This is a genomic window from Blautia sp. MSK.20.85 (assembly GCF_013317245.1).
Classification (GTDB): Bacteria; Bacillota; Clostridia; order Lachnospirales; family Lachnospiraceae; genus Blautia_A.
Genome location: NZ_JAAIUN010000011.1, coordinates 14,683 through 39,606, shown reverse-complemented (window position 1 = coordinate 39,606; position 24,924 = coordinate 14,683). Strand labels below are relative to the sequence as shown.

Here is a 24,924-nt window from a genome sequence, read left to right as displayed (position 1 = left end):
ATCTATTCATCCTCCAGTTGAAACATCAGAACAGAAAGTACTGCGAGTCCCGCGGTTTCTGTCCGTAAGATCCGGTGTCCCAGGGTGATGGGTTTCGCACCGGCTTCCATGGCATCTGCCACTTCCTGCTCTTCAAAACCACCCTCAGGGCCGATAAAGACACCGATGCTTTTTCCCGGTTCGATCGACCGGATCAGTTCCTTTGTCTCTTTCATCCCTTTTGCAAGTTCATAAGGGATCAGCAGAACATCCAGTTCTTTTGCGTAAGCAAGAGCTTCTTTAAATGTCATCACAGAATGGACTTCCGGAACAAGCATACGCTTGGACTGTTTTGCCGCACTTTCCGCAATCTGCTGCCAGCGGGATACTTTTTTCTCTGCTTTTTTGTTATCCAGTTTTACCACACATCGTCTGGTTGAAACCGGAACTACGGAATATGCCCCAAGCTCCACAGCTTTCTGGATGATCAGCTCCATCTTATCAGCCTTCGGCAGTCCCTGAAAAAGATAAATACGGTTCTGCAGCTCATAATCCGGCTCCTGTACATAGAGGATATGAAGCAGGACTTCATCCTCCCCCGCGTTTTCGATCACACAGTGATATTCTTTTTCCTTGTCGCTGATCCAGAGCTCCTCGCCTTTTTTCATACGGAGCACGTTTACGATATGGTTGACGTCACTTCCTGTGATATGGATCTCATGTCTGTCCCCGTCAATCTGATGAGGTTCCACAAAAAATCGCTGCATGAGATCAGTCCTTTCTTGCTGTCACAGATACCCACTCGCCCTGATGAGTCACCTCAACAAGAGTCAGACCAGCGTCTTTTACAGCCTTCACTACGACATCCTCCTTTACATCCAGAATGCCTGATGTAATGTAGTAAGCGCCTTTTTTCATCTGTGCAACGATCACCGGAGTCAGCGGTACCAGAACATCTGCCAGAATGTTTGCAGTTACGATATCATATTTCTCATATCCAACCTGATCCTGAACTTCTTTGTCATCGATGATGTTTCCGATCATCATGTCAAAGGATTTCTCCTCGATCTGGTTTGCTTCCTTATTTTCGGATACTGCCGGAACGGCACATGGATCAAGGTCTGTACCAACTACATGGCCTGCACCAAGCTTCAGTGCAACGATCCCCAGGATTCCACTTCCGGTTCCCACATCAAGGATCTCCATTCCCGGCTTCACAAATTTCTTCAGCTGACGGATCACAAGCTGTGTGGTCTCATGCATTCCTGTACCAAAGGCAGTTCCTGGATCAATGTGGAGGATCATCTTGTCCTTATCTTCTGCCTTCACTTCTTCCCAGGACGGTACGATCAGAATATCATCCACATAAAACTGATGGAAGTACTGTTTCCAGTTATTGATCCAGTCCTTGTCCTCTGTCTGGGATTCTGTGATGGTTGCCTCTCCGATATCCACAAAGCTTCTCAGATCCTCCAGTGCAGCCTTCACATCTTTCAGGATTGCCTCGGTATCCGCATCCTCTTCCAGATAGAAGTTCAGATATGCGATCCCGTCATCTGCTGGTCCTTCCGGCATAATATCCACAAACATCTGTGCCTTATCCTCATCGGTCAACGGCTGCTTGTCCTGGATCTCCACACCTTCAATTCCCACCTCGGCAAGTGTACAGATCACAATATCCTCTGCCTCTGTTTTTGTCTTAAGTGTAAAACGGTTCCATTTCATCTTTTATATCTCCTTATGCTGTATACACATTTACGGATTTTCATTCCAGTCTGTCGCCTGTTTTCTATTGTCCCGAAAACGGGCACTTCTTTTAATATACACGAATACAGAAAAAAAAGAAAGAGGCATTTTGTGCCTCTTTCCTGTTTTCACTTTATTTATTCCTCAAACATTTCCTTAACTTTCTCACGGAAACCTTTTTTCTTCTTTTCGGTTTTTTCGGAAGTCTCGGATGTGCTGTCCTCTGACGGACGGTTTCCACATGCCGCATCAAAAGCTTCCAGAGCTTTCTTTGCTTCCTCATTGAGATTTGTCGGAGTCTGGACTACCAGTGTTACATAGTGGTCACCACGAACGTTCTTGTTACGTAATGACGGAACACCTTTGCCCTTCAGGCGGATTCTTGTATCCGTCTGTGTTCCCGGTTTCACCTCATAGGAAACCTCACCGTCAACGGTATTAATACGCATCTCACCGCCAAGTGCAGCCTGTGCAAATGTGATCGGAGCTGTTGAAAAGATATTCATATCCTGTCTCTGGAAGATCGGATGACGGGCTACATTTACCTCAACCAGCAGATCTCCTCTCGGACCGCCGTTGGTTCCCGGCTCACCTTTTTCACGGATACGGATGCACTGGCCATTGTCGATACCGGCCGGTACAGATACCTGGATCTTCTTTCTGGAAGAGGTATATCCGGTTCCACGGCAGGCACTGCATTTGTCCTTGATCACCTTACCGGTTCCGTTACAATCCGGACAGGTCTGAACATTACGTACCATACCAAACATGGACTGCTGGGTGTAAACGATCTGGCCCTGGCCTTTGCATTTCGGACATGTGACCGGTGATGTTCCAGGTTTCGCTCCGGTTCCGTGACATGTGGTACACTCATCCTTCAGAACGATCTCCAGCTCTTTCTCGCATCCGAAAACCGCTTCCTCAAAAGTAATGTTCACACGTGCACGAAGGTTGGCACCCTTCATCGGTCCATTGTTGGCCCGTCTGGTTCTGCCTCCGCCGCCGAACAGGTCTCCGAAGATATCTCCGAAGATGTCTCCCATATCCGCACCGTTGAAGTCGAATCCACCAAAGCCGCCGGCACCGCCTCCGCCGCCGTTTTCGAATGCTGCATGACCAAACTGATCATACTGTCTTCTCTTGTCGGCATCACTTAAAACGGAGTAAGCCTCTGTCGCCTCTTTGAACTTCGCCTCAGCCTCTTTATCACCCGGATTTACATCCGGGTGATATTTCTTGGCCAGCTTACGATATGCTTTTTTTAATGTTGCGTCGTCGGCGTTTTTATCCACACCTAAGACTTCATAATAATCTCTTTTATCAGCCATTGTAATTATTTCCTACTTGTCTTAGACTTCCTTGTAATCAGCATCTACAACATCATCGCCGTATCCTGCTTCATTTCCGCCCTGGGCACCAGCGTTTCCGCCCATGTTACCCATATCCGGTCCAGGACCAGCCTGACCCTGAGCTCCCTGAGTCTGCTCATACATCTTGGAAAACAGCTTCTGAGCGCTCTCCATCATCTTCTCCTGTGCAGCTTTGATGTCTGCAACCTGAGAATCAGTAAGCTCCTGTGCATTTGCTGTCTGTGCAAGAAGATCCTTCAGTGCATTGAGGTCTGCCTCAACACTTGCTTTATCGTTTGCGTCAAGCTTGTCGCCAGCTTCTTTCAGTGCATTCTCAACCTGGAATACCATGGAGTCTGCATTGTTTCTTGTGTCGATCGCCTCTTTACGTTTCTTATCCTGAGCCTCGAACTCCGCTGCTTCTTTGACAGCTTTGTCGATATCGGAATCGGACATATTGGAACCAGCTGTGATTGTGATGTGCTGCTCCTTACCTGTTCCAAGGTCTTTAGCGGATACATTAACGATACCGTTGGCATCAATATCAAATGTTACCTCAATCTGCGGAACTCCACGACGTGCTGGCGGGATTCCATCCAGACGGAACTGGCCGAGGGATTTGTTGTCTTTTGCGAACTGACGCTCACCCTGTACAACGTTGATATCTACAGCTGTCTGGTTGTCTGCTGCTGTGGAGAAGATCTGGCTCTTCTTTGTAGGAATTGTAGTATTTCTCTCGATCAGACGAGTTGCGATACCACCCATTGTCTCGATAGACAGAGACAGTGGAGTAACATCCAGAAGAAGGATATCACCGGCACCTGCATCACCTGCAAGTTTACCACCCTGTACGGAAGCACCAAGTGCAACACACTCATCCGGGTTCAGGTTCTTGCTCGGCTCTTTGCCTGTTAACTGTCTTACCTTATCCTGTACTGCCGGGATACGGGAAGAACCACCAACCAGAAGTACCTGGCCAAGCTCAGAAGCTGTGATACCTGCATCAGACAGTGCACGGCGAACCGGCTCTGCTGTCATCTCTACAAGATCATGTGTCAGCTCATCAAATTTAGCTCTTGTAAGGTTCATATCGAAATGCTTCGGTCCCTCAGCTGTAGCTGTGATGAACGGAAGGTTGATGTTTGTTGTTGTTGCGGAAGAAAGCTCTTTCTTAGCCTTCTCAGCTGCCTCTTTCAGTCTCTGAAGAGCCATCTTATCATTGCTTAAGTCTACGCCCTCTGTTCTCTTGAACTCAGCAAGCATGTAATCTGTGACTTTCTTATCAAAGTCATCTCCACCAAGACGGTTGTTACCAGCTGTGGAAAGAACCTCGATAACACCATCACCGATCTCGATCACAGATACATCGAATGTACCACCGCCAAGGTCGTATACCATGATCTTCTGCTCTTTCTCATTGTCAAGACCATATGCAAGAGCTGCTGCTGTAGGCTCGTTGATGATACGTTTTACATCAAGACCTGCGATCTTACCTGCATCTTTGGTAGCCTGACGCTGAGCATCGTTGAAGTAAGCCGGAACTGTGATAACTGCCTCTGTTACCTTCTCACCAAGATATGCCTCTGCATCCTTTTTCAGTTTCTGAAGGATCATTGCGGAGATCTCCTGTGGAGAATATTTCTTGTCATCGATGGTTACACGGTAATCGGTACCCATCTCTCTTTTGATAGAGGAGATCGTTCTGTCTGCATTTGTAACTGCCTGACGTTTTGCAGGCTCACCTACCAGACGCTCTCCTGTTTTTGTGAATGCTACAACGGATGGTGTTGTTCTTGCGCCTTCTGTATTTGCGATAACTGTCGGCTGTCCACCTTCCATTACAGCTACACAGCTGTTTGTTGTACCTAAGTCAATACCAATAATCTTTCCCATGATTTTTTCCTCCTGTTTTAGTCTGTATCTGTTAAAATAAAGTTTGTTGTCAGTTAGTTCGCAACCTTCACCATACTGTGGCGTACTACGAAATCCTTGTAGGTGTAACCCTTCTGGAATTCTTCCACCACGATGTTCTCTCCAACCTCTTCATCCTCCACATGCATCACTGCATTATGGAAATCCGGGTTGAATTCCTTTCCCACTGCTTCGATCGGCTTCACACCAAGCTCATCCAGTGTTGTGGTAAGCTGCTTGTAGATCATTTTCATTCCATCTGCAAAAGCATCACCTTCCTGTGCCTGTGCAAGACCTCTTTCGAAGTTATCCACAACCGGCAGGATCTTTTCAACGATCTCTTTTGCTCCGATGATGTACATGCTGGATTTTTCTTTTTCCGTTCTTTTACGGAAATTATCAAATTCAGCCATGGTACGCTTCAGGCGATCGGTAAGTTCCTCCACCTTCTGCTCAGATTTATCTTTTTTCTTCTTTCCGAAGAAGGAAGTTTTTGATTTTTCTTCTTTTTTATCCTCTGAGGCAGCTTCTTCGCCTGGAGTATTGTTTTCTTCCTCCGGCAGATCTTCTCCCTCCGGTGTCAGGTTTTCTTCTTCCTGATCTCCGTCAGTTACGGGGATTTCCTTCTCCGCTTCCTGCTCTTCGGATGTTTTCTTTGTTTCCTCCGACACTTTTTTTCTACCGCCTTTCTAAGTTTTCTTCTTTTTCAAAACGTCATCCAGATGATTCTTAAGTTCCTTCAGACTGTCCACTACATTCTCATAATCCATTCGTTTGGGACCGATGATCCCGATGGTTCCGTACATTCCGTCTCCCAGTTCATATCTGGCAGTTACAATGCTGCAGTCCTTCATGGTCTGGATTGGCATCTCATCACCGATGTAAACCTGGATTCCTGTATTCTCTCCATCTGACATCTGTTCTTTTACAAGATCGGCAAGTTCATGCTTCTCCTCAAATGCGGAGATCAGCTCCGTTGCCTTCTCTTTATCGGCAAGCTCCGGATACTTGAAGATGTTCGTTGCACCTGAAGTATAGATCTCCATATCTTCCTCTTCCACATGAATGGTGGCTGCCACTGCATCCAGAACCGTTGCCACCACACCGCTGTGGCTGCCTGCCTGTTCCTTCAGTCTGGCGATCATCCCAAGATTGATATCCTGGATCGGGATCCCATTGAGATTGGTGTTAAGAAGAAGATTCAGTTTCAGGATCGTCTGGTCGTCCATTTCCTCATCCAGATTGATGATCTGGTTCCGGACTGTGTTGTTGTCACTGACAACTACTGCCACAAGCTGAAGCTCGCTCATTCTCGACAGCTGGATGAACTTGATCTTGTTGCCACTGTACTGCGGAACGGAAACCATGGTAGCATAGTTGGTATTGGAAGCAAGAACTTTCGCAACCTTCTTAAGCACCTTATCCATCTTATCTGTCTTCTCAATGATCAGATCTCGCAGCTCTGCAACCTCTGCTTCCTTCTCCTTCATCAGCTCATTGACGTAAAGTCTGTAGCCTTTATCTGAAGGAATCCTTCCTGCTGAGGTATGAGGCTGGACGATATAGCCCATATCTGTCAGGTCTGACATTTCATTTCGGATCGTTGCGGAACTGACATTGAGATCCGCATACTTGGAAATGGTCCTGGAACCAACCGGTTCTCCGGTTTCCATATAGGTCTTGATGATTGCTTTTAAGATTTTTTGCTTGCGCTCATTCAACACCTCTTCCATGAATCCATCTCCTTTCCTTTTTATTCTTTCCTGACGGATGTTGATTCTTTTTTTACATCTGTTAGCACTCATTTTAGTGGAGTGCTAACATCTACAGTCTTTAAGATATCACCATGTAAAATATTTGTCAATATGTTTTGAAAAAAAGTTCTTATTTTTTCAAAACAAAAAAAGCATCAGTACGATGCTTTTTTGTAATACTGGTCTATGCAGTTCTGTGCCCCGGCAAAAAATTCCGCTTCTGTTTTCTGTCCCAGCATATATTTCTGAAATTCCGTTCCCATGGACGAAACGGCTTCTATGGAATCGGCACACAGTGGTCTTGCTTTCAGCTTATAATCTTTCAGATATTGCCGGATCATTTCAATGCCATCCAGATCAAAATTCTTATCCTCGATCACATCCAGTCTTGCCGGACACATTTTTGTCAGCTGTCCGTAATTTTTACTGGCCTCATATCCGGACACATACTGAAGGAACTTCAGAGCTGCTTCTTTATGATCAGAATTTTTATTCAGTACATACTGCCAGGTTGCGATATTGGTCACCTTCTCGTCAAATTCCGGAAATGGTGCCATATGGATCTTATCTTTTCCATACACGCCTGCATTCTGAAAAGTACTCAACACACCGGTATACATAAACATACATCCATACTGGCCGTTTATAAATTTTTCATTCAGCTGGTCATGCTGGTCGATCAGATTCTCCTCTGATATCATCCCTGTATCCAGCATTCGCTTCATATATTCTGCCGCTTCTCTTGTTTTCGGATCCGTCCAGTCTGTATAATCTCCTCCGAAAAAATCGACATACTCGCTGATACTATTATATATGTAAGAAATCTCCCATGCATCCCCATATGCATATTTTCCCGTATTCTGAAGCTTTTTTTGAAGGATCTCAAGATCACTGAGACAGGAGAGTCTGTCCAGACCAGCCTGATCCAGCAATTCCTGGTTCACCCAGAATGCCATGATATCCATCCTGAACGGTACCGAAAAAATATGTCCGTCTGACATGCATATTTCTTTCAGGTATTCCTGCAGAAAATTCGCCGCTGTCTCCTCTGTCATAACCGTATCTTCCAACGGAAGAAGAAATCCCTTATGTTTAAATTCGGATATCATCTCATCATTTACTGTGATCAGATCAACAGAATCATCTCCTGATGTCAGAAGAGTTGCTATTTTGGCCTGGCGATTGTCCGCATTGGCCGGACATTTTTCAATATGGATCTTTATTCCAAGATCTTTTTCCGCCTGGCTGATAAAAAAATCAAAGCCTTCTGTGCCTGCATCCACATGAAGGATCGTCAGTTCCTGTCTGTTCTCCGGCACAATATCAGATGCAGCCTCCTTCTTCTGGACTCCACATCCTGTCACTGCCAGAGCCAGGGCAAATACCCCGCAAAATACCTGTTTTTTCAATCTCTACCACCCTTTTTATCTGGGCCATCTATCCTCTTTTGACATCAACGGCTGGAACGGTGCATGAGGAAGTGTCTGATACCAGTACGCTACACTTGCCACATCATCCTGTCGTTCAAACAGGCCACGGTATCCGACGCCTATCTGCTGAATCGTAACGCGAAGATCCTCTTCAAAGCAGATTGGATCCTGTAAATGCCATCTGTAAAAGCCTCTCATTGGCGGGCAGTCATCATTATGATAAAAATTGTGGATCAGCTCGTCATGGGCAGAATAATACGGATATCCCAGATACGGCGTGTTATAATTCTGTTCCACGGTTTTTCCATCCACCTGTTTGGCAAAGCTCCAGGAACCACCAAAGTAATCTTCCGTTCCTGTTCCACAGATGGTCGGATACTCCTCATCTCCGTCAATATAAAACTTCATTTCTCCCTCGCCCCACCAGTAACGTTCCAGTGTGGTAAGTGCCATGTAGGTTCCTATATAATGGCCTTTTCCTTTTACTCCATCCAAAATTGTATAATCTTTTGTTTTTTCTGTCAACCGTTCCCTTCTCCACTGCGCATGGAAATAAGCAATATCGTCCGGAAGCTCATCATAGAGACAGTAATCTACCTGATAAAAGAAAGCCGGGATTTTATTTGCATGCTGGTTTTCCAGTGTGATCTTTGCTTTCTTCTTAAACGGCATCGGGAAATAGCAGTTAAAGCCCCTGTTTGGAACAACAGCCACCGGAACAGAATTTACAAAACATTCCCTTCCGAATCCGCAGCAGAAGAAATCACCCAGAGGACTTTCCACGGAAGGAGTTTCCTCGTCATCCCAGTACATACGGATTACAAGATCTCTCAGTACAAAGCAATCTGCCTCTGTAGTCTTGTTATCAACGGTGATCCAGATATGATTGATCTGTCCCGGTCCTTCCATTTCTGCCAGAGTTACCACAGTTCCCGGCTCAATATCCCTGAGACACGGGCTTCCTTTTCTGGACGGTCCCAGATGACTTGCAGCCATACCGCCTCTGCCTTTTTCTCCATGAGGATTTTCTGCGTTGATCGCACGGCTTTTTCCATGCTTTGCAAGTGCGATCCCTCCCAGTCCGCCTGTAAATGCCTGATACATATCTGTTTTCTCCTCTCTTTTGGAAATTAAAAATATTATATTTACGCTTTTACTCCACCTGCCATGATACCATCCATGATCTGTTTCTCAAAAACAGCTACAAAGATAATGATCGGAAGAAGGATGATCCATCCCATGGCGCTGACCAGATCCCACGGAACTCCATACATGTTGTCACGTAACGGAAGCTGTACGATGGAAACAGAAAGTACCTGAATACCATTTGAATAAAACAACGGTGTGAAAAAGTTATTCAGACAGGTAATAAAGTTGATAATGCAAACCGTAGCGATTGCCGGCTTCATCAGCGGCAGAACGATCGTAAACAGTCTCTGTGAAAAAGATGCGCCGTCAATAGCAGCTGCCTCCTCCAGTGAGATCGGGATCTCACCGACAAAGTTTCTGAGGATCAGAACCGTAAACGGTATAACGGTACTGATATAAAGAAGGATAAGTCCCGGATATGTATCATACAGCTTTACCTTCTGCATAAACTCATACAGCGGGCGGGCTGTGACAACCTCAGGGATCAGCATGGTAGCCAGAACAAACGCAAATGCAACAGAAACTCCCTTTGAGTTAAATCTTGAGAAGCCATAGGCAGCCATTGCACACAGCACGGTACTGATCACAAGTGTAATGCCTACGATCAGAACTGTATTTCCGATCTTTGAAAGCAGTCCTACATTCTGTATCAGAAATTTATAGCTTTCCAGTGTGGGATGATCCGGAAGATAATCGATCGGTGTTTTAAACAGTTCTCCTGACGGTGTGATCGAAGAAATAAAGATCCAGTAAACCGGGAACAGGATCAGAAAAGCCACAACTGCAAACAGAACCCATCTTCCAACGGCTACCACTCCATGATAAACATTATATTTTCCTGTATTCTTCACGATAATTCCCCCTAACTGTCAAACTTATTCATAACACGTATATTCAGCCAGCTGAAGATCGCCATTACAACAAACAGCAGCATAGCCAGCGCCGAAGCATATCCTACGTTTAGATTTGTAAATGCTTCTGTTGTGATTCTGTATGCGATCAGCGCAGTATCCTCTCCAGGGCCTCCAGATGTCATGGAATAAACCAGATCGAAGGTTGTCAGTCTCCAGAGTGTGAACGGAATACATAAAGTCAGGACATTTTTTGCGATCAGCGGAAGTGTGATCCGGAAAAAGCTCTGGATCCCGTTTGCACCGTCTACCTTTGCTGCCTCATAGATATCGCCGGAAATAAACTGAAGTCCGGAAAGTACAAGAATTGCAAAGAACGGAAGGTCCTTCCACAGGTCCATTGCAATTACCGCTGCTCTTGCAGTACCTGTATTGATCAGCCAGCTGTTCTGGTAACCCGGTACAAACCAGCGGATAAAATCATTGATCAGACCATAATCATTGTTAAATGCCCATTTTGCAGCCATACCGGCTACTACTGCAGGCATAGCCCACGGGATCAGCACGATGGTCCTCAGAAAACGGCGGCCTTTGAATTTCATATTCAGGATCAGTGCCAGGATAACTCCGAGGATCACATGAAAGATCATGGAAGCAACCACAAATATTGCCGTAAAGCTGATCGATGTGAGCACTTTAGGATCAGAAAATACCTTCAGGTAATTCTTGAAGCCTATAAATTCATTGATACCTGCAAGGATACTGATATTAAAGAAGCTGTTTTTCACAGTCATCAGAATGGGATATACTGTTGTAAAACCTCGAATCAGTACAACCGGCAGGATCAAAAGCCATGGTATCCACTTCATATTTTTTTTGCTTATTGTCATGGAACTTTCCTCCCTGTTCATCAAGCAATGTAAAGCAGACTTTTACCTCTGCTTTACATTGCTGTTTTTTTATATCTTTTACTTATACATATCTACCACATCCTGAGCCTTCTTGCAGAACTCATCAACTGTAATCTCGTCTTTCATACAGGACTGGAAGATTGTTCCCATATCGCTGATAAATTCCATTGTCTGTGCCACCATCGGACGTCCCTGTACATTGCATTCATTTGCATATCTGCTGTACATTTCTTTTGCCGGGTCAGAATCCGGAACTACCTTCTCTGCAACATCCTTTCTTGCAGGATATCTGTCAAATGCTTTATAGGAAGCTTCCATTCCGCCTTCATCAGCCATATACTGGAGGAATTTCACAGCTGCATCTTTATTCTTGGATGCTTTGTTGAGAACATAGCTCCAGGAATCTGTAAAGATCGCACGCTCTCCCTTGCCGCTGAAATCCGGTACCATTTCCATGTGGATCTTATCTGCGCCAAGCATATCTGCCTTTGCATAATCTGTTCCAAGGCCCCACATGAACCAGCATCCGTATTTTCCGTCATTGATCTTCGGATTCATCTGCTCATATTTATCAGCGATCTGCTCGATGGATGTTTCTTTATCAGCAACCAGATCGTGGAGGAACTGAACTGCTTCCTTGTTTTCCTCTTTGGTCCAGTCAAAATAATCGCCGCCGAACATGTTTACAAACTGTGCAAGCTCGTTAAATGCATAAGTTTTCTCCCAGGAACCGCCGTAGCCGAATCTTCCGTCCTTGGAAACAGCCTTCATATACTTCATGAAATCCTCTTTTGTATCAATGGATTTGATTCCGACCTCATCCATGATCTCCTGATTTACCCAGAATGCAAAATATCCTGTATAGCCTGGAACACCGATAATGTTTCCGTCCTTATCTGTGATCATATTCTTTACATATCCCTGGGCAAACTGATCAGCGATATCATCTGTCATTACTGTATCATTCAGTCCTTCCAGCCATCCGGAATTTTTAAATGCCGCACTCATCTCATCGTTGATCTGAATGACATCCACGGAAGCATCTCCTGTGGAAAGCATTGTGGTGATCTTCTGCTGACGGGTATCTGTATCTGTAGGTGCCGCAATTACATTAATGTTCAGGCCCGTGGCATCTTCCACATTTGCAAGCCAGTCCTCAAAATCCGGGTCTGTGGTGTCGATGCTGTATAAGGTAAGATCATATTTCTCCTCTGCGGAAACAGTAACCACGTTACCTGCCATACCCACAACCATCGCTGCTGCCAAAACTGCACTCATTACTTTTTTCTTCATATCTTTCTTCCTTTCTGGACATTTTCGTGTTTGTCCACACCTGTTTTTGATGGTTTAAGGATACCAGAGAGCCCCCTCATTCTAAATACAATATTTTATGATTTCTTTATATTATTTTTCGTTCTCTTGTATTTTTGTTGTTAATTTTTTATAATCCTTTTATATAATCTATATTTGTAACGGCTTTTTTTCACAGCTGGATTCGGTTTCATTAATTTGTTTTCGACATAAAGGAGAGTATGTACTATGAAATTCCACAAATGTATCCCACCCATTTTTTCCTCATTTCGCTATAAGCTCCTGCTCGCATTTCTGATCGCAACTATGGTACCTCTGATTTCCCTGACCTTCATCAGCTATCACATTTCCTATAACATTGCCAGAGATCGTATCATCGATTCTGCCGTAATGACTGACAAGCAGCTGGTCTCTCAGCTGAACGACCGCCTCGGTCAGGTTGAAAATGTAGCAGATACCATACAGTTTCAAATGTACTCCCTAAATCAGCCTTCCTCTAATAAGGTAGATGCACTGAAAAAATTCACCACTGTAAAAAACAATATTTCGCTGTATAAATCCACATTCGATTTCTTCCATATATATGTTTTTCTGCAGCCCGATCAGCTCGGTTCAAAAGAAAGCCTGTACTTCTTTTCCACAGATGAGCTTTCTGCATATGGTCTGGATAAAAATATTGTTTCCGGTTCAGGCTTTTCCTCTGTCTGGATACCGGTTTCCAATATGCCTCTGCCTAAAATACTGTCCACAAAAAAATCATCTGCCGATGTGATCCTCTGCGTCCGGGCACTGAAAAATCAGGCCACCGGTATTCTGGAATACGCCTACGGCATTGCTCTGGACACCTCAGAGCTTACCACTTATCTGCAGCCTGCTGCTTTGGATTCCCGCATATACAGCTACATTCTCACAGATCACGGAGAGATTGCAGCAAAAAATACATCCTCACTGAATTTATCCGGAATTTCCAAAGCACAGTTTCAGAAACTCAAAGGAAATGCAGATTCTTCTTTTCACAGCGGCGACAAATATTATAACTGCTGCACCTTAAGCAATGGCTGGCTTCATGTTACCGAAATCCCGGAAAGCTATATTCAGGGCAACACGCACATCCTGATCCGTGCCTTACTGATCACTGTCCTTATTTTCTTGCTCCTTACTGTTATCATCGTTATCCTGTTTTCCGAAAATCTTACCCGGAAGATCACTGCACTTTCCTATGCAATGGAAGCCTTTCAGCTGGGATATGACCCGGAACATCTATCTATCGTTACTGTTCCCCACCCGGATGATCCTTCCAGGTATGATGAGATTGACAGACTGGGCATCACCTTTGAAGATATGCAGCACACAATAGCCGGAAACCTGAAGTCCATTGTAAATCTTTCCGTAAACGAAGAACGTCTGAAATACCAGCTGCTCCAGTCACAGATCAATCCGCATTTTCTTTACAATATCCTGGGATCGATCCGTACCTGCCAGTCCCTTGGAAAGCTTGACATTGCTGATCAGATGATTGCAAATCTGACTGCCTTTTACCGTCTTACCCTGCGTAAATCAAAGGAACTTATTCCTATTAAAGATGAATTGGAAATTGCCCGGCTTTATCTGGAAATGGAAAAGCTCTGTCATAAAGATAATCTGGACTGGGAGATCGAAGCAGAAGATGGAATCGAAAATTTCCTGATCTGCAAGTTTACACTTCAGCCATTTCTCGAAAATTCCATTCTGCACGGGATTTCTTCGGGCACACCAGCTGTTTTCATTTCGATCCATGTTCTTTATGGCGATGATACGGTTGTGATCTCCATTGAGGACAACGGTGCCGGCATGGACTCCGAAACCCTTGCACAGCTGCGCCATGCTATTGAGCATAATGTTATTGATTATGAGAAGCATTTTGGAATTTCCAACGTAAGTTCCCGTATTTCCAACCCATTATACGGAAACGGTTCCGTAAGGATCCGCAGCAACCCCGGAAACGGCACATACGTCACCATTGAATTCGAACAGATGGAGGAAGATATCGATGAAAAAAATAATGATCGTAGATGATAATTACTTATCTGCAGAAGGTATCGAAAAAAACATAGACTGGGAAACGCTGAATGCAGAGATCATCCATGTCTGCTACAATGGAACCTCTGCTATCGAAGCCATGAAAAAAGAACCGGCAGATCTGATCATTTCTGACATTGAAATGCCTGATCTTGACGGCATTTCCATGAGCCGTCAAGCTCTTGAGATCAATCCTATGGTGAAGATCATCCTGATCAGTGCCTATGATAAATTTGAATATGCAAGACGTGCTCTGCTCCTCGGTGCTCTGGATTATATCGAAAAGCCTCTGGATTATGCCTATCTTATCCAGAAGGTAAAAAACGCTTTTGCACTGATGGAAAAGGAACAGAAAAATCTCCAGCTTCTGAAACAAAGCAGGCCTCTTCTTACGGAAAAATTTTTCCGCGAGATCACACACCTTCCGTCTTCTGAAGCAGCCTACCGACTGAAGCCTTATCTTAAGTATCTGAACCTGGAGCTGAATTATGATTTTTATACAGTTGTTATTCTGGAGCTTGAAAATGCTCCGGATCTAAAAGCTGTTTACGGGATTGAAAAGTTTCAGATGGAGCTTTTCAACCTTCAGGATCTGATAACTGAGGAAACCGCTTCTCTTGATTTTGTGTATCTTCTCCCGGATATGGATGGCTATCTGTGCATTCTGGGACACAGCGGCTGTCAGTCCAACAGCTTCCGCCAGCTTACCAGCGGACTTATTTCCTCAATCGCAGATGCCTGCCAGCCACTGGGACTTTCTCTCAACGCAGGCATTGGAACAATTGTCCAAGATTTTTGGAACCTGAACCATTCTTATAAAAGCGCCGTACATGCACTGGAATACAGATTCTTTTTCCCGCATCAGAATATCTTTGACGGAAGAGAGGCTCTGGGTTCCGATCTGTCTGTTGCAGATTTTTCAGATACAAAGGAGGATGAACTGATCCGGCTTCTCTGCAAAAAGGATACCGCTGCCATAGATCTCTGGTTTCAGAATTTTTCCGACTGGCTCACTCAGAAATTTCGCACAAAGAATTTCGCTTTCATACAGATTTATTCTCTTCTTGGCCGGATCCTGAAATTTTTCTATGAATTAAATCTGGATACGCATGACCTTGAAGCTAAAATTTTGTATGTTTACAACCACATAAATGAGTTTCATAATACGGAAGAGCTATGTCAATGGCTGAAGGATCTGTGCCATCTTTTATGCCGGAAGCTTGATTCCTCCATGAATGATTATCACCAGAAGCTCTGTGAACTGGTGATTTCCTATATCAACGAACACTACACTGACAATACGCTCTGCCTCAATGATATTGCTGCCTCTGCCAATGTAAGCCCTGCTTATTTAAGTGCTCTTTTCAAAAAAAATCAGGGGATCAGTATCAGCGACTTTATCACATCTCAGCGTATTTCCGCAGCCGCCCGTTACCTGACTACGACTACTATGAGTCTGAAGGAGATCAGCCTGAAATGTGGTTATGCCAATCAATATTATTTCAGCACCAGCTTCAAAAAGAAAATGGGGATCACACCTTCCGCCTACCGGGAACAGCATACATAACTTCTTCTCTTCTTTATAACAAAGTTACTGGCACAAATGCCAGTGCCCTTCTCCGGAATTTTACTTATAATCAATCAATAAAGAGAACCATCATATTTTTTCGAAGGAGGGATCGCTATGAAAAAATGGAAAAAAATCCTGATATCTCTGATAACAGTCTTTGTACTGGCCATGCTTCCGGCAGAATCGGCAATTCTGCCTGGCACAGTCTGTGTTACAGAGGCCGCTCCCAGGATCAGTTCTTCCAGGCTAAGGCAGATCCTGACACAAAAAGATGCTTCCGAGCTTGCCAACGACACTCTGGATATGGCTGTTCCATATTGGACTGATCTTCTCAAGGGCTCCGGCATCACCCTGCGCTCCCTGGGCTTTTCAACTACAAAATAAGCTTTTCCCAAAAACAGATCGAGCATACCCGACAACACCCCTGGCTATTACAGCCAGGGGTGTTGTACTGTCAGCTGCTTTGCAGCCTATTCCGTTAGTTCTTCCAAATTCTTTTTTAATTCGAGCATCTTGTCTCTCAGCTCAGCAGCCTGCTCGAAATTCAGGTCTGCTGCCGCAGCACGCATCTGCTTCTCTACCTGAGCGATTACCTTCGTCAGTTCTTTTCGGTTCATGGATTCCGGATCCTTTTTAAGCTTCACTTCTGTCTCTGCCACCTTCTTCGAAACAGCGATCAGATCACGGACCGCCTTCTTGATCGTGGTTGGAGTGATGCCATGCTCCCTGTTGTAAGCCTCCTGTATCGCTCTCCTTCTTTCTGTCTCCGAGATTGCTTTTTCCATGGATTCTGTCATGTTATCCGCATACATGATCACATGGCCTTCGCTGTTCCGGGCAGCACGGCCGATAGTCTGTACCAGGGATGTTTCCGAACGAAGGAAGCCTTCCTTATCTGCATCCAAGATCGCTACCAGTGTAATCTCCGGAATATCCAGACCTTCTCGCAGAAGGTTAATTCCAACCAGCACATCAAACACATCCAGTCGCATATCGCGGATGATCTCTGCACGCTCCAGAGTGTCAATATCTGAATGGAGGTATCGGACACGGATTCCCAGATCCTTCATATAATCGGTAAGGTCCTCTGCCATACGTTTGGTCAGGGTCGTGATCAGGACTTTATTTTTCTTTTCAATTTCCTTATTTACTTCTGCTACAAGATCATCGATCTGTCCTTCGATCGGACGCACCTCCACCTTCGGATCAAGAAGCCCTGTAGGACGGATGATCTGCTCTGCGCGGAGAAACTCATGGTCATATTCATATTCTCCCGGTGTCGCAGATACAAACATTACCTGGTCAAGCTTGTTCTCGAATTCATCAAAGCTCAATGGACGGTTATCCTTGGCAGATGGAAGTCGGAAGCCGTAATCCACCAGTGTCTGTTTACGGCTCTGATCACCGGCATACATACCGCCAACCTGGGGAACTGTCTTATGGGACTCATCTATAATAAGTAAAAAATCATCTCCGAAGTAATCCATCAGTGTATACGGCGGCTGCCCCGGTGCAAGCCCGGTCAGATGTCTGGAATAATTCTCGATTCCGGAACAGAATCCTGTTTCCTTCATCATTTCCACATCAAAGTTGGTACGCTCCGCAATTCGCTGAGCCTCGATCAGCTTATCCTCACTTTTAAAGTATTCCACCTGCTGCTTCATCTCTTCCAAAATGGCATCTGCTGCACGACGGATCTGCTCCTGAGGCACAACGTAATGAGATGCAGGGAAAATCGCCGCATGGCTTTCCACACTTTTGATCTCACCGGTAAGCACATCGATATCTGTGATCCGCTCGATCTCATCGCCAAAAAATTCCACACGCACTGCCCGGTCTGTAGAGTTAGCTGGAAAGATTTCCAGCACATCGCCACGCACCCGAAAAGTTCCTCTATGAAAATCCATCTCATTTCTTGTATACTGGATATCGATCAGCTGTTTGATAACCTCGTCACGATCCTTCTCCATCCCCGGACGAAGCGAGATCATCATATCAAAAAATTCCTGGGGCGCACCCAGGCCGTAAATACAGGATACGGATGAAACCACGATCACGTCTTTCCGCTCACATAAAGCCGCTGTGGCGGAGAGACGGAGTTTATCGATCTCGTCGTTGGTGGATGCATCCTTGGCGATGTAGGTGTCTGTGGAAGGAACGTAGGCCTCAGGCTGGTAGTAGTCGTAGTAGGAGACAAAATATTCTACTGCGTTTTCCGGGAAGAATTCTTTCATCTCGCCGTAAAGCTGTGCCGCCAGTGTTTTATTATGGGCAAGTACCAGAGTTGGCTTGTTTAACTGGGCAATGACATTCGCCATGGTGAAGGTCTTACCGGAGCCGGTGACACCAAGCAAAGTCTCAAACTGGTTGCCTTCTTTAAATCCCCTGACCAGTTTCTCGATTGCCTGAGGCTGGTCGCCGGTGGGTTGGTATTCGGAGTGTAATTTGAAATGATCCATGTGATTTCTCCTGTTTTAATCAAATTTCATTTATCCAAAATTAAGGTAGTTTTCTTTTAGTATGGTTATATTTTCAGTATATCATCCTATATAAAAAAAGTACAGGGTAAACCGAATGTTTGTTCTGTGCTTTCATATTTTTTTGAGAGTTGCTGTGCATACTATGAGTTTCTCATTTCACAAACAATCCATGCGCTTTATTTACACTCCCTATGTGATATAGTACAATAGATTTCATGGAATCTTAAGAATTTACCCCTTTCGTCTTAATTTCCGGCTGCTATTCTAAGAACATCAGGGAGGTACAAAAAAGTGGCTAACATACTTGTTTGCGATGATGACAAAGACATCGTGGAGGCAATTGAAATCTATCTTACACAGGAGGGATATCACATTCTGAAAGCTTATGACGGGCAGGAAGCCCTGGATATCCTCCATACAGAAAAAGTGGATCTTCTTATCATTGATGTAATGATGCCCCGTCTTGACGGGATCCGGGCAACCGTGAAGATCCGGGAAAGCAATCCGCTGCCTATTATTATCCTGTCCGCAAAATCTGAGGACACGGACAAAATCCTCGGACTTAACATCGGTGCGGATGACTACATCACCAAACCTTTCAATCCGCTGGAACTGATCGCAAGAGTGAAATCTCAGATGCGTCGATACACACAGCTTGGTTCAGCCGCATCTGCCACATCAGAACATATCTATACAACTGGCGGACTTACTGTAAATGACGATAAAAAAGAAGTTCTGATAGACGGCGAGCCTGTACGTATGACACCTATTGAATATAACATTCTCCTTCTTCTCATGAAAAATCCCGGACGTGTTTTTTCCACAACACAGATTTATGAAAGTATCTGGAATGAAGACGCTCTGGCAGCAGACAACACAGTAGCTGTCCACGTCCGCCATATCCGTGAAAAGATCGAGATCAATCCCAGAGAACCCCGTTATCTGAAAGTTGTCTGGGGACTGGGTTACAAAATCGAAAAACTGAGCCGGTAAACCATCCGGTACATGAAGTCTTCGCACTTCAGAAAGGGGTATTATGAATACAAACAAACCTGTAGGAAAAAGCAGATCGCTCATGGGAATTCCTGCTCTTGTCCTTGCTCTGATCCTGCCTCTGATCATGTTCTTTTCAGCGACACTGGTGATTCGGGCGGGTATCCAGATGGACTCTGTGGATGATCTGAAAACAAAAGATTATTTCCAGACTTCTGCTTTTGCTGACAACTTCTACTCAAAAGCTTCTGCGATCCTGACCGGAATCTCTGCCAGGGAAATCCTGGATAAAACAGCCGAAAGCGCATACATTGATCTCGGAGAACTTTATAACGGAGATTCTCTCTCCTTTAAAAACACTTCCGGACTTGCCTACTCCTTCAACGATCTTAAGGAATGGAGCTCGCAGAGTATCACTTCCAATGATGACTGGATCGTCCTGGGGCTCACCACCCCGGAAGGCGAAACAAAATATATGTACTATTCTGATTTCAAAAAAGCTCTGGAAAATGGAACCCTGCAGTTAAACGCCACTCCAGGTGCTCTGAAATCCGAAGGAATTTCCCACAATGACTGGACAAAACGGATTCTTTCTTCTTTGAAAGCTGAATATACAGACGAAGGAATTCAGTCACAGGAACCTCTGAAAAACATTACCGGCAAAAATGGAAATGTAGTTTACACCGATGTGGCAGATATGCTCACTCCAAGCCTTGAAATTCCCTGTGCACCGGAAGGATATGACAGTCTTCTGGATTATATGAATTCCACTTCATCAAAAAACAGAAGATTCAAAGGAACTCTGACCGATGCCTTTGAGCAGCTTGCTAATGCCCGGGAGCTTTTTTCCAACTGGACTGTGGCCTCTCAGGCACTGGATGAATACAACAGGGCGCAATCCAATATCCGTTATGCCTATACGGATAATATATCAAAAAAAATCTTCACAAACACAGATGCCAGCTATACTTCCGATCTGACTCATATTTCCGGTTTTTCAATCAAAAAGCCTTATGTGCTCCTTAATGTCAATGACACTGCCAGAGATGAAAAAGATACTCAGGGCGGTCTTACAAATCTGAACCTTTCCGCAGCTGCAAGCCCCTCTGTGGGGAACTGGATCGATTGCCTTCGAAACTCCACATATGATGAAAACTGCAGTTTCCTTGCCTGGATTGAAGACACCAGCCTTCCTGCATATGATTCCATCCGGACTGCGAAACAGTATTTTCAGACTTACCGTACTTTATTTATTCCGGCTGCTGTAATCTCCGTGATCAGCTTTCTTCTCTTTATCGCAGATTTTATCTGGCTTACTGTCCATACAGGAAGAAGGAATTCCGATAACTCCAATACAGGCAATACGCAACCGGATCTGAACTTTTTTGACCGGATCTATACCGAAATAGCGACAGTACTTGTATGTATCCCGGCACTTGGCATATTAACCACAGGGCTAAATCTGCAGTATAACACCAGTAACCATATCGCTTCCATGATCATCATTGGAATAATCATCTTTCTGATTTCCTGCCTGTTCTGGACCGGTTACTTAAGCCTGATCCGCAGAGTCAAGGCACACACCCTCTGGAAAAACAGCCTGCTTCGCAAATGCCTGCATTTTCTCTTTCTGTGCCTTCAGAAAGCCGGTAAACTGATCGAATTTTTCTCCAGAAACACCATCAGCCGGATCCGTATGCTGCTGGCACTTGGCATATTTCTTTTTCTTGAATTTTTCCTCAGTATCCTGGTTTCTGCATCTGATGGCTGGTTTGTGATATTTCTGCTTCTCTTTCTTCTGGATCTTGGTGCACTTTTCTTCGTCTACAAAACAGCCCTTGGCCGGGAACTTCTCCTTGATGGTCTGAAGCGGATCACGGATGGAGAACTCTCTTACAAGATCCCGAAAGAAAAGCTTCATGGAGATCAGAAAACAATGGCCCAGTATATCAACCGTATCGGTGACGGCCTGGATGCTGCCGTAGAAAAAAGTCTGAAAGATGAGCGCTTAAAAACAGAACTTATTACCAATGTTTCTCATGATCTGAAAACACCACTGACTTCCATCATCAATTACGTGGATCTTCTGAAACGAAAAAATTTTACAGATCCGGAAGTCCTGAAATATCTGGAAGTCCTGGACGCAAAAGCTCACCGACTGAAAAGTCTTACAGAAGATGTGGTGGAAGCTTCCAAAGCAAGCACCGGAAATCTGACTCTGGAGATGACTGATATCAATTTTGTGGAAATGCTCTATCAGGTGATGGGAGAATTTGAAGAACGTCTGGCAGACCGGCATCTGACGTTAATGACGCATTTCCCGGATACTCCGGCCATGATCTCTGCCGACGGCAGACGTATGTGGCGTATTCTTGAAAATCTTTTCGGCAATATCCTGAAATATGCCATGGAAAATACAAGAGTCTATGCCGAAGTACTTCTGAAACATGATCAGGTTATCTTTACTCTGAAAAATATTTCTGCACAGCCTCTGAATATCCCTGCCGAAGAACTGACCGAACGTTTTATCCGCGGCGATGTTGCCAGAAATACAGAGGGCAGCGGACTTGGATTGTCCATTGCCCAGAGCCTGACTCAGCTTCAGGGTGGAACTTTTGAGCTTTATCTGGACGGTGATCTCTTTAAAGTATGCCTGAAGTTTCCGCAGAAAATATCTCCCGCAGATTTATCCGGGTCAGATGATCCGCTCTTCTAAATACACATAAAAACAGCAGCTGAAACCCTGATGATATATACATCCGGTGTCCAGCTGCTATTTTTTTCTTATTTCTGTTATTTTTTACACCTTGATCGTAATCTCCCGATCTGTCCGGTTATATTTATAATACCGTACGCCTGCCGCATCCAGCATTTTTTTTGATGCGATCACTGAAGGTGTATCTGCGTATTTGTCGCAGTCATACACGATTGTTTTGATTCCTGCCTGGATAATGGCTTTGGCACATTCATTACACGGGAACAGTGATACATAAAGCTTTGCTCCCTCCAGGCTTCCGCCTCTGTAATTCAAGATGGCATTCAGCTCACTGTGAGTCACATAAAGATATTTGGTATCCAGTGGCTCCCCTTCTCTTCCCCACGGGAATTCATCATCGGAACATCCCTTGGGAAAGCCATTATATCCCATTGACAGGATCTTATTGTCTTCACTTACAATACAGGCACCAACCTGTGAATGAGGATCTTTGGAGCGCATGCCGGAAAGCATGGCAACACCCATAAAATATTCATCCCAGGAAAGATATCCCTGCCGTTTCTGTCCTTTGTTATCCATAAGCTTAGTCCTCGATCATATTGATCCTTCTGATATGACGCTCATCGCCGGAAAACGGGGTATCCAGAAATGTATCCACAATCTTCAGAGCAAGTCCAGGACCTACCACGCGTCCTCCCATAGCAAGGATATTGGCATCATTATGAAGTCTGGTAGCCTCGGCTGTAAAGCAGTCCGTACAAAGTGCTGCACGGATTCCCTTAAACTTGTTTGCCGTGATGGAAATTCCGATTCCTGTACCACAGATCAGAATACCATTCTCACATTCACCGTTTACAATAGCCTCGGCAACTTTTTTTCCGTAAACCGGATAATCTACAGATTCAGGGCCATTACATCCGAAATCTTTATACTCCAGTCCTCTCTCTTCCAGATGTTTTTTGACCTCCTGCATCAGCTCGTACCCGCCGTGATCACATCCCAGTGCTATCATTTTGTTTCCTCCTCAACATTAATAATTTTATGACCAGCCGCCTTCAGTAAGCGGTTCATGATCGCCTGTCCCATTTTGGGTGTAAAAAATGCCTCAGAATAAATGGCACTTACATTACAGCTGTCAAAATCACGCAACACCTCATAAAGATGATGTGCGATGGTTTCTTCCTGTTCTCTGCTTCCAATACTTTTTATGATTCCATGGGAATATCTGTCTTTTGTTTCATCGGTTGCGATAATTCCCACTGTATCTCCATTTTTCTCCGCTTCCAGCGCTCTCTTTTCAATCTCTGCGATCACTCTCTCGTCCGGGCCTTCCACGATCGCAAGATCTGCTTTTGGGGCATAATGACGGTATTTCATTCCCGGAGCCTTCGGATGTACCTTACTGTCCGGTTTGATCAGACCCTTATCCATCCGGACATCTCCCAGCGTTTCACGCAGCATTTCGAGCGAAATATATCCCGGACGCAGGACAACCGGCACTTCCTCTGTAAAATCCACGATCGTAGATTCCAGTCCGATATTTACCTGTCCACCATCAATGATCATATCAATGGCATTTCCCAGGTCCTCCACTACATGTCCTGCTGTGGTGGGACTTGGTCTTCCGGAAGTATTGGCGCTTGGCGCTGCCACATATCCTCCTGCCGCCAGAATCAGTTCCTGTGCGATACGGTCACTTGGAAAACGTACCGCTACACTGTCGAGCCCGCCTGTCGTTTCTTTTGGTACGATATCTGCTTTCGGCAGAATCATAGTCAGCGGACCGGGCCAGTATTTCTCTGCAAGGATCCTTGCTTTTTCGGGAACCTCTGTAACAATCCTATCCAGATCATGAATATCCGCAATATGTACGATCAGAGGATTATCAGAAGGCCTGCCCTTTGCCGCATATATTTTCATGGATGCCTTCGGGTCCAGCGCATTTCCTCCAAGGCCGTATACCGTCTCTGTCGGAAATGCCACGAGACCTCCTTTTTTCAGGATCTCGCCACCTCTGGCTATCGCATCCCTGTCTATATTTTCCGCTGTCATAACTGCTATTTCTGCTTTCATCTTACACTCCATTACTGTCTGATATAAATCCCCTGTTCTTCAATAAAATCCTCCAGATCCTGCAGCGCATCCTGTGCCCAGGTCTCTGATTTCTGAAAAGCTTCCGGGAAAAACATCTCTTTTACAATTTTTTTACCGGTTTCTGTCTTAAATATCTTTTCTGCACTTTTTTTAATGTGCTCTTTATCAAGTCCGTTCTCAAAGTAATTTACAAGAAAATCCGCTTCTACAAGGATCTGATAATCCAGCCCGTCAATGTCTTTATAGGTGTGATGATGTCCCACCAGATATTCCACTCTACGGATCACCTGCTCCTTAAATCCAAGGTGTGTAAGCATCTCCCTGGCTGCTGCCGGTCCCTCTGCTTCCTGCGTCTTTCCGTCAGACCGTCCATATTTCTCCATTCCAACCTTGATTCCAATATCATGAACAAGGGCTGCGGCTTCCAGTATATACATTGTATCTTCGTCCAGTCCCTCTCCCTGTCCGATCAGCCTTGAAAAGCTGTGAACCTTTACAAAGTGCTGAATATGCTTCGGGTCACCCTGATAGTAACGTATCATTTCCATATAAAGCCTGTCAATTCTGTTCATAATATCCTCCTCTCGCTGCCATACATATAGTTACTTTATTATAGCGTTGT

At 44.8% G+C, this 24,924-nt stretch carries 21 protein-coding genes; 5 read left to right on the top strand and 16 right to left on the bottom strand.

Annotated features, from left to right (window positions below):
- Positions 1-2: 2 nt before the first annotated feature.
- The 11 genes from G5B12_RS08225 to G5B12_RS08175 all read right to left on the bottom strand — a co-directional run bounded on the left by G5B12_RS08225 (position 3) and on the right by G5B12_RS08175 (position 12,373).
- Positions 3-746 carry a 16S rRNA (uracil(1498)-N(3))-methyltransferase gene (locus G5B12_RS08225; RefSeq protein WP_173741616.1) on the bottom strand — a complete coding sequence of 248 codons (744 nt, stop codon included), beginning with the start codon at positions 744-746 and terminating at the stop codon, positions 3-5.
- Between the two features lie 4 nt (positions 747-750).
- On the bottom strand, positions 751-1,704 hold the full coding sequence (gene prmA, locus G5B12_RS08220) for a 50S ribosomal protein L11 methyltransferase (RefSeq protein ID WP_118513084.1): 954 nt from the start codon (positions 1,702-1,704) through the stop codon (positions 751-753).
- 158 nt (positions 1,705-1,862) lie between these two features.
- The gene (dnaJ, locus tag G5B12_RS08215; protein ID WP_021652330.1) at positions 1,863-3,053 is read right to left on the bottom strand and encodes a molecular chaperone DnaJ; all 1,191 of its coding nucleotides are present in this window, start codon (positions 3,051-3,053) and stop codon (positions 1,863-1,865) included.
- 21 nt (positions 3,054-3,074) lie between these two features.
- The gene (gene dnaK / locus G5B12_RS08210) at positions 3,075-4,967 is read right to left on the bottom strand and encodes a molecular chaperone DnaK (protein WP_110102502.1); all 1,893 of its coding nucleotides are present in this window, start codon (positions 4,965-4,967) and stop codon (positions 3,075-3,077) included.
- A gap of 53 nt (positions 4,968-5,020) precedes the next feature.
- Positions 5,021-5,656, bottom strand: coding sequence for a nucleotide exchange factor GrpE (grpE, locus tag G5B12_RS08205; protein WP_059085388.1), 636 nt, complete (start codon positions 5,654-5,656; stop codon positions 5,021-5,023).
- A gap of 18 nt (positions 5,657-5,674) precedes the next feature.
- The gene (gene hrcA, locus G5B12_RS08200) at positions 5,675-6,718 is read right to left on the bottom strand and encodes a heat-inducible transcriptional repressor HrcA (RefSeq protein WP_015527075.1); all 1,044 of its coding nucleotides are present in this window, start codon (positions 6,716-6,718) and stop codon (positions 5,675-5,677) included.
- Between the two features lie 176 nt (positions 6,719-6,894).
- Positions 6,895-8,148, bottom strand: coding sequence for an ABC transporter substrate-binding protein (locus G5B12_RS08195; RefSeq protein ID WP_244096065.1), 1,254 nt, complete (start codon positions 8,146-8,148; stop codon positions 6,895-6,897).
- 15 nt (positions 8,149-8,163) lie between these two features.
- Complete coding sequence (locus tag G5B12_RS08190) at positions 8,164-9,273, bottom strand: glycoside hydrolase family 172 protein (protein ID WP_021652327.1); 1,110 nt, start codon at positions 9,271-9,273, stop codon at positions 8,164-8,166.
- 41 nt (positions 9,274-9,314) lie between these two features.
- Positions 9,315-10,169, bottom strand: coding sequence for a carbohydrate ABC transporter permease (locus G5B12_RS08185; protein WP_021652326.1), 855 nt, complete (start codon positions 10,167-10,169; stop codon positions 9,315-9,317).
- 11 nt (positions 10,170-10,180) lie between these two features.
- Positions 10,181-11,059 carry a carbohydrate ABC transporter permease gene (locus G5B12_RS08180; RefSeq protein ID WP_044961978.1) on the bottom strand — a complete coding sequence of 293 codons (879 nt, stop codon included), beginning with the start codon at positions 11,057-11,059 and terminating at the stop codon, positions 10,181-10,183.
- 78 nt (positions 11,060-11,137) lie between these two features.
- Positions 11,138-12,373, bottom strand: coding sequence for an ABC transporter substrate-binding protein (locus G5B12_RS08175; protein WP_015527072.1), 1,236 nt, complete (start codon positions 12,371-12,373; stop codon positions 11,138-11,140).
- Between the two features lie 246 nt (positions 12,374-12,619).
- Between G5B12_RS08175 and G5B12_RS08170 the strand changes: the two genes are divergently transcribed.
- The 3 genes from G5B12_RS08170 (at position 12,620) to G5B12_RS08160 (ending at position 16,403) form a co-directional block, all read left to right on the top strand.
- A complete protein-coding gene (locus G5B12_RS08170; RefSeq protein WP_059085385.1) occupies positions 12,620-14,446 on the top strand; it encodes a sensor histidine kinase in 1,827 nt (608 codons plus the stop codon).
- Complete coding sequence (locus tag G5B12_RS08165) at positions 14,421-16,016, top strand: response regulator (RefSeq protein ID WP_243269388.1); 1,596 nt, start codon at positions 14,421-14,423, stop codon at positions 16,014-16,016. The genes G5B12_RS08170 and G5B12_RS08165 overlap by 26 nt, the downstream gene beginning before the upstream one ends.
- 117 nt (positions 16,017-16,133) lie before the next feature.
- Positions 16,134-16,403, top strand: a complete 270-nt coding sequence (locus tag G5B12_RS08160) for a hypothetical protein (RefSeq protein WP_021652320.1) — start codon at positions 16,134-16,136, stop codon at positions 16,401-16,403.
- Positions 16,404-16,489: 86 nt separating this feature from the next.
- Here G5B12_RS08160 and uvrB read toward each other — a convergent pair whose 3' ends face one another.
- A complete protein-coding gene (uvrB, locus tag G5B12_RS08155) occupies positions 16,490-18,478 on the bottom strand; it encodes an excinuclease ABC subunit UvrB (RefSeq protein ID WP_174088030.1) in 1,989 nt (662 codons plus the stop codon).
- A 312-nt stretch (positions 18,479-18,790) separates the two neighbouring features.
- Between uvrB and G5B12_RS08150 the strand changes: the two genes are divergently transcribed.
- Positions 18,791-19,492 (top strand): response regulator transcription factor, encoded by a 702-nt coding sequence (locus tag G5B12_RS08150; RefSeq protein WP_021976682.1) that lies wholly within the window; start codon positions 18,791-18,793, stop codon positions 19,490-19,492.
- A 43-nt stretch (positions 19,493-19,535) separates the two neighbouring features.
- A complete protein-coding gene (locus G5B12_RS08145; protein ID WP_174088029.1) occupies positions 19,536-22,208 on the top strand; it encodes a sensor histidine kinase in 2,673 nt (890 codons plus the stop codon).
- Between the two features lie 84 nt (positions 22,209-22,292).
- Here the strand turns inward: G5B12_RS08145 and G5B12_RS08140 are convergent, their stop codons facing one another.
- Genes G5B12_RS08140 through G5B12_RS08125 form a run of 4 tightly spaced genes read right to left on the bottom strand, consistent with a single transcriptional unit; the run spans position 22,293 to position 24,874 of the window.
- The gene (locus G5B12_RS08140; RefSeq protein ID WP_021976684.1) at positions 22,293-22,787 is read right to left on the bottom strand and encodes a deoxycytidylate deaminase; all 495 of its coding nucleotides are present in this window, start codon (positions 22,785-22,787) and stop codon (positions 22,293-22,295) included.
- Positions 22,788-22,791: 4 nt separating this feature from the next.
- A complete protein-coding gene (rpiB, locus tag G5B12_RS08135; protein ID WP_021976685.1) occupies positions 22,792-23,220 on the bottom strand; it encodes a ribose 5-phosphate isomerase B in 429 nt (142 codons plus the stop codon).
- On the bottom strand, positions 23,217-24,281 hold the full coding sequence (locus G5B12_RS08130) for an L-threonylcarbamoyladenylate synthase (RefSeq protein ID WP_118062824.1): 1,065 nt from the start codon (positions 24,279-24,281) through the stop codon (positions 23,217-23,219). Before G5B12_RS08130 ends, rpiB begins: the two co-directional genes overlap by 4 nt.
- An 11-nt stretch (positions 24,282-24,292) precedes the next feature.
- Positions 24,293-24,874 (bottom strand): HD domain-containing protein, encoded by a 582-nt coding sequence (locus G5B12_RS08125; RefSeq protein WP_021976687.1) that lies wholly within the window; start codon positions 24,872-24,874, stop codon positions 24,293-24,295.
- Between the last annotated feature and the right edge of the window lie 50 nt (positions 24,875-24,924).

What these genes read in the sequence shown, in the direction of transcription:
- G5B12_RS08225 (WP_173741616.1), bottom strand. Translation starts at nt 746, where the DNA reads ATGCAGCGATTTTTTGTGGAACCTCATCAGATTGACGGGGACAGACAT.
- prmA (WP_118513084.1), bottom strand. Translation starts at nt 1,704, where the DNA reads ATGAAATGGAACCGTTTTACACTTAAGACAAAAACAGAGGCAGAGGAT.
- dnaJ (WP_021652330.1), bottom strand. Translation starts at nt 3,053, where the DNA reads ATGGCTGATAAAAGAGATTATTATGAAGTCTTAGGTGTGGATAAAAAC.
- dnaK (WP_110102502.1), bottom strand. Translation starts at nt 4,967, where the DNA reads ATGGGAAAGATTATTGGTATTGACTTAGGTACAACAAACAGCTGTGTA.
- hrcA (WP_015527075.1), bottom strand. Translation starts at nt 6,718, where the DNA reads ATGGAAGAGGTGTTGAATGAGCGCAAGCAAAAAATCTTAAAAGCAATC.
- G5B12_RS08190 (WP_021652327.1), bottom strand. Translation starts at nt 9,273, where the DNA reads ATGTATCAGGCATTTACAGGCGGACTGGGAGGGATCGCACTTGCAAAG.
- G5B12_RS08180 (WP_044961978.1), bottom strand. Translation starts at nt 11,059, where the DNA reads ATGACAATAAGCAAAAAAAATATGAAGTGGATACCATGGCTTTTGATC.
- G5B12_RS08175 (WP_015527072.1), bottom strand. Translation starts at nt 12,373, where the DNA reads ATGAAGAAAAAAGTAATGAGTGCAGTTTTGGCAGCAGCGATGGTTGTG.
- G5B12_RS08170 (WP_059085385.1), top strand. Translation starts at nt 12,620, where the DNA reads ATGAAATTCCACAAATGTATCCCACCCATTTTTTCCTCATTTCGCTAT.
- G5B12_RS08165 (WP_243269388.1), top strand. Translation starts at nt 14,421, where the DNA reads ATGAAAAAAATAATGATCGTAGATGATAATTACTTATCTGCAGAAGGT.
- G5B12_RS08160 (WP_021652320.1), top strand. Translation starts at nt 16,134, where the DNA reads ATGAAAAAATGGAAAAAAATCCTGATATCTCTGATAACAGTCTTTGTA.
- uvrB (WP_174088030.1), bottom strand. Translation starts at nt 18,478, where the DNA reads ATGGATCATTTCAAATTACACTCCGAATACCAACCCACCGGCGACCAG.
- G5B12_RS08145 (WP_174088029.1), top strand. Translation starts at nt 19,536, where the DNA reads ATGAATACAAACAAACCTGTAGGAAAAAGCAGATCGCTCATGGGAATT.
- G5B12_RS08140 (WP_021976684.1), bottom strand. Translation starts at nt 22,787, where the DNA reads ATGGATAACAAAGGACAGAAACGGCAGGGATATCTTTCCTGGGATGAA.
- rpiB (WP_021976685.1), bottom strand. Translation starts at nt 23,220, where the DNA reads ATGATAGCACTGGGATGTGATCACGGCGGGTACGAGCTGATGCAGGAG.
- G5B12_RS08130 (WP_118062824.1), bottom strand. Translation starts at nt 24,281, where the DNA reads ATGAAAGCAGAAATAGCAGTTATGACAGCGGAAAATATAGACAGGGAT.
- G5B12_RS08125 (WP_021976687.1), bottom strand. Translation starts at nt 24,874, where the DNA reads ATGAACAGAATTGACAGGCTTTATATGGAAATGATACGTTACTATCAG.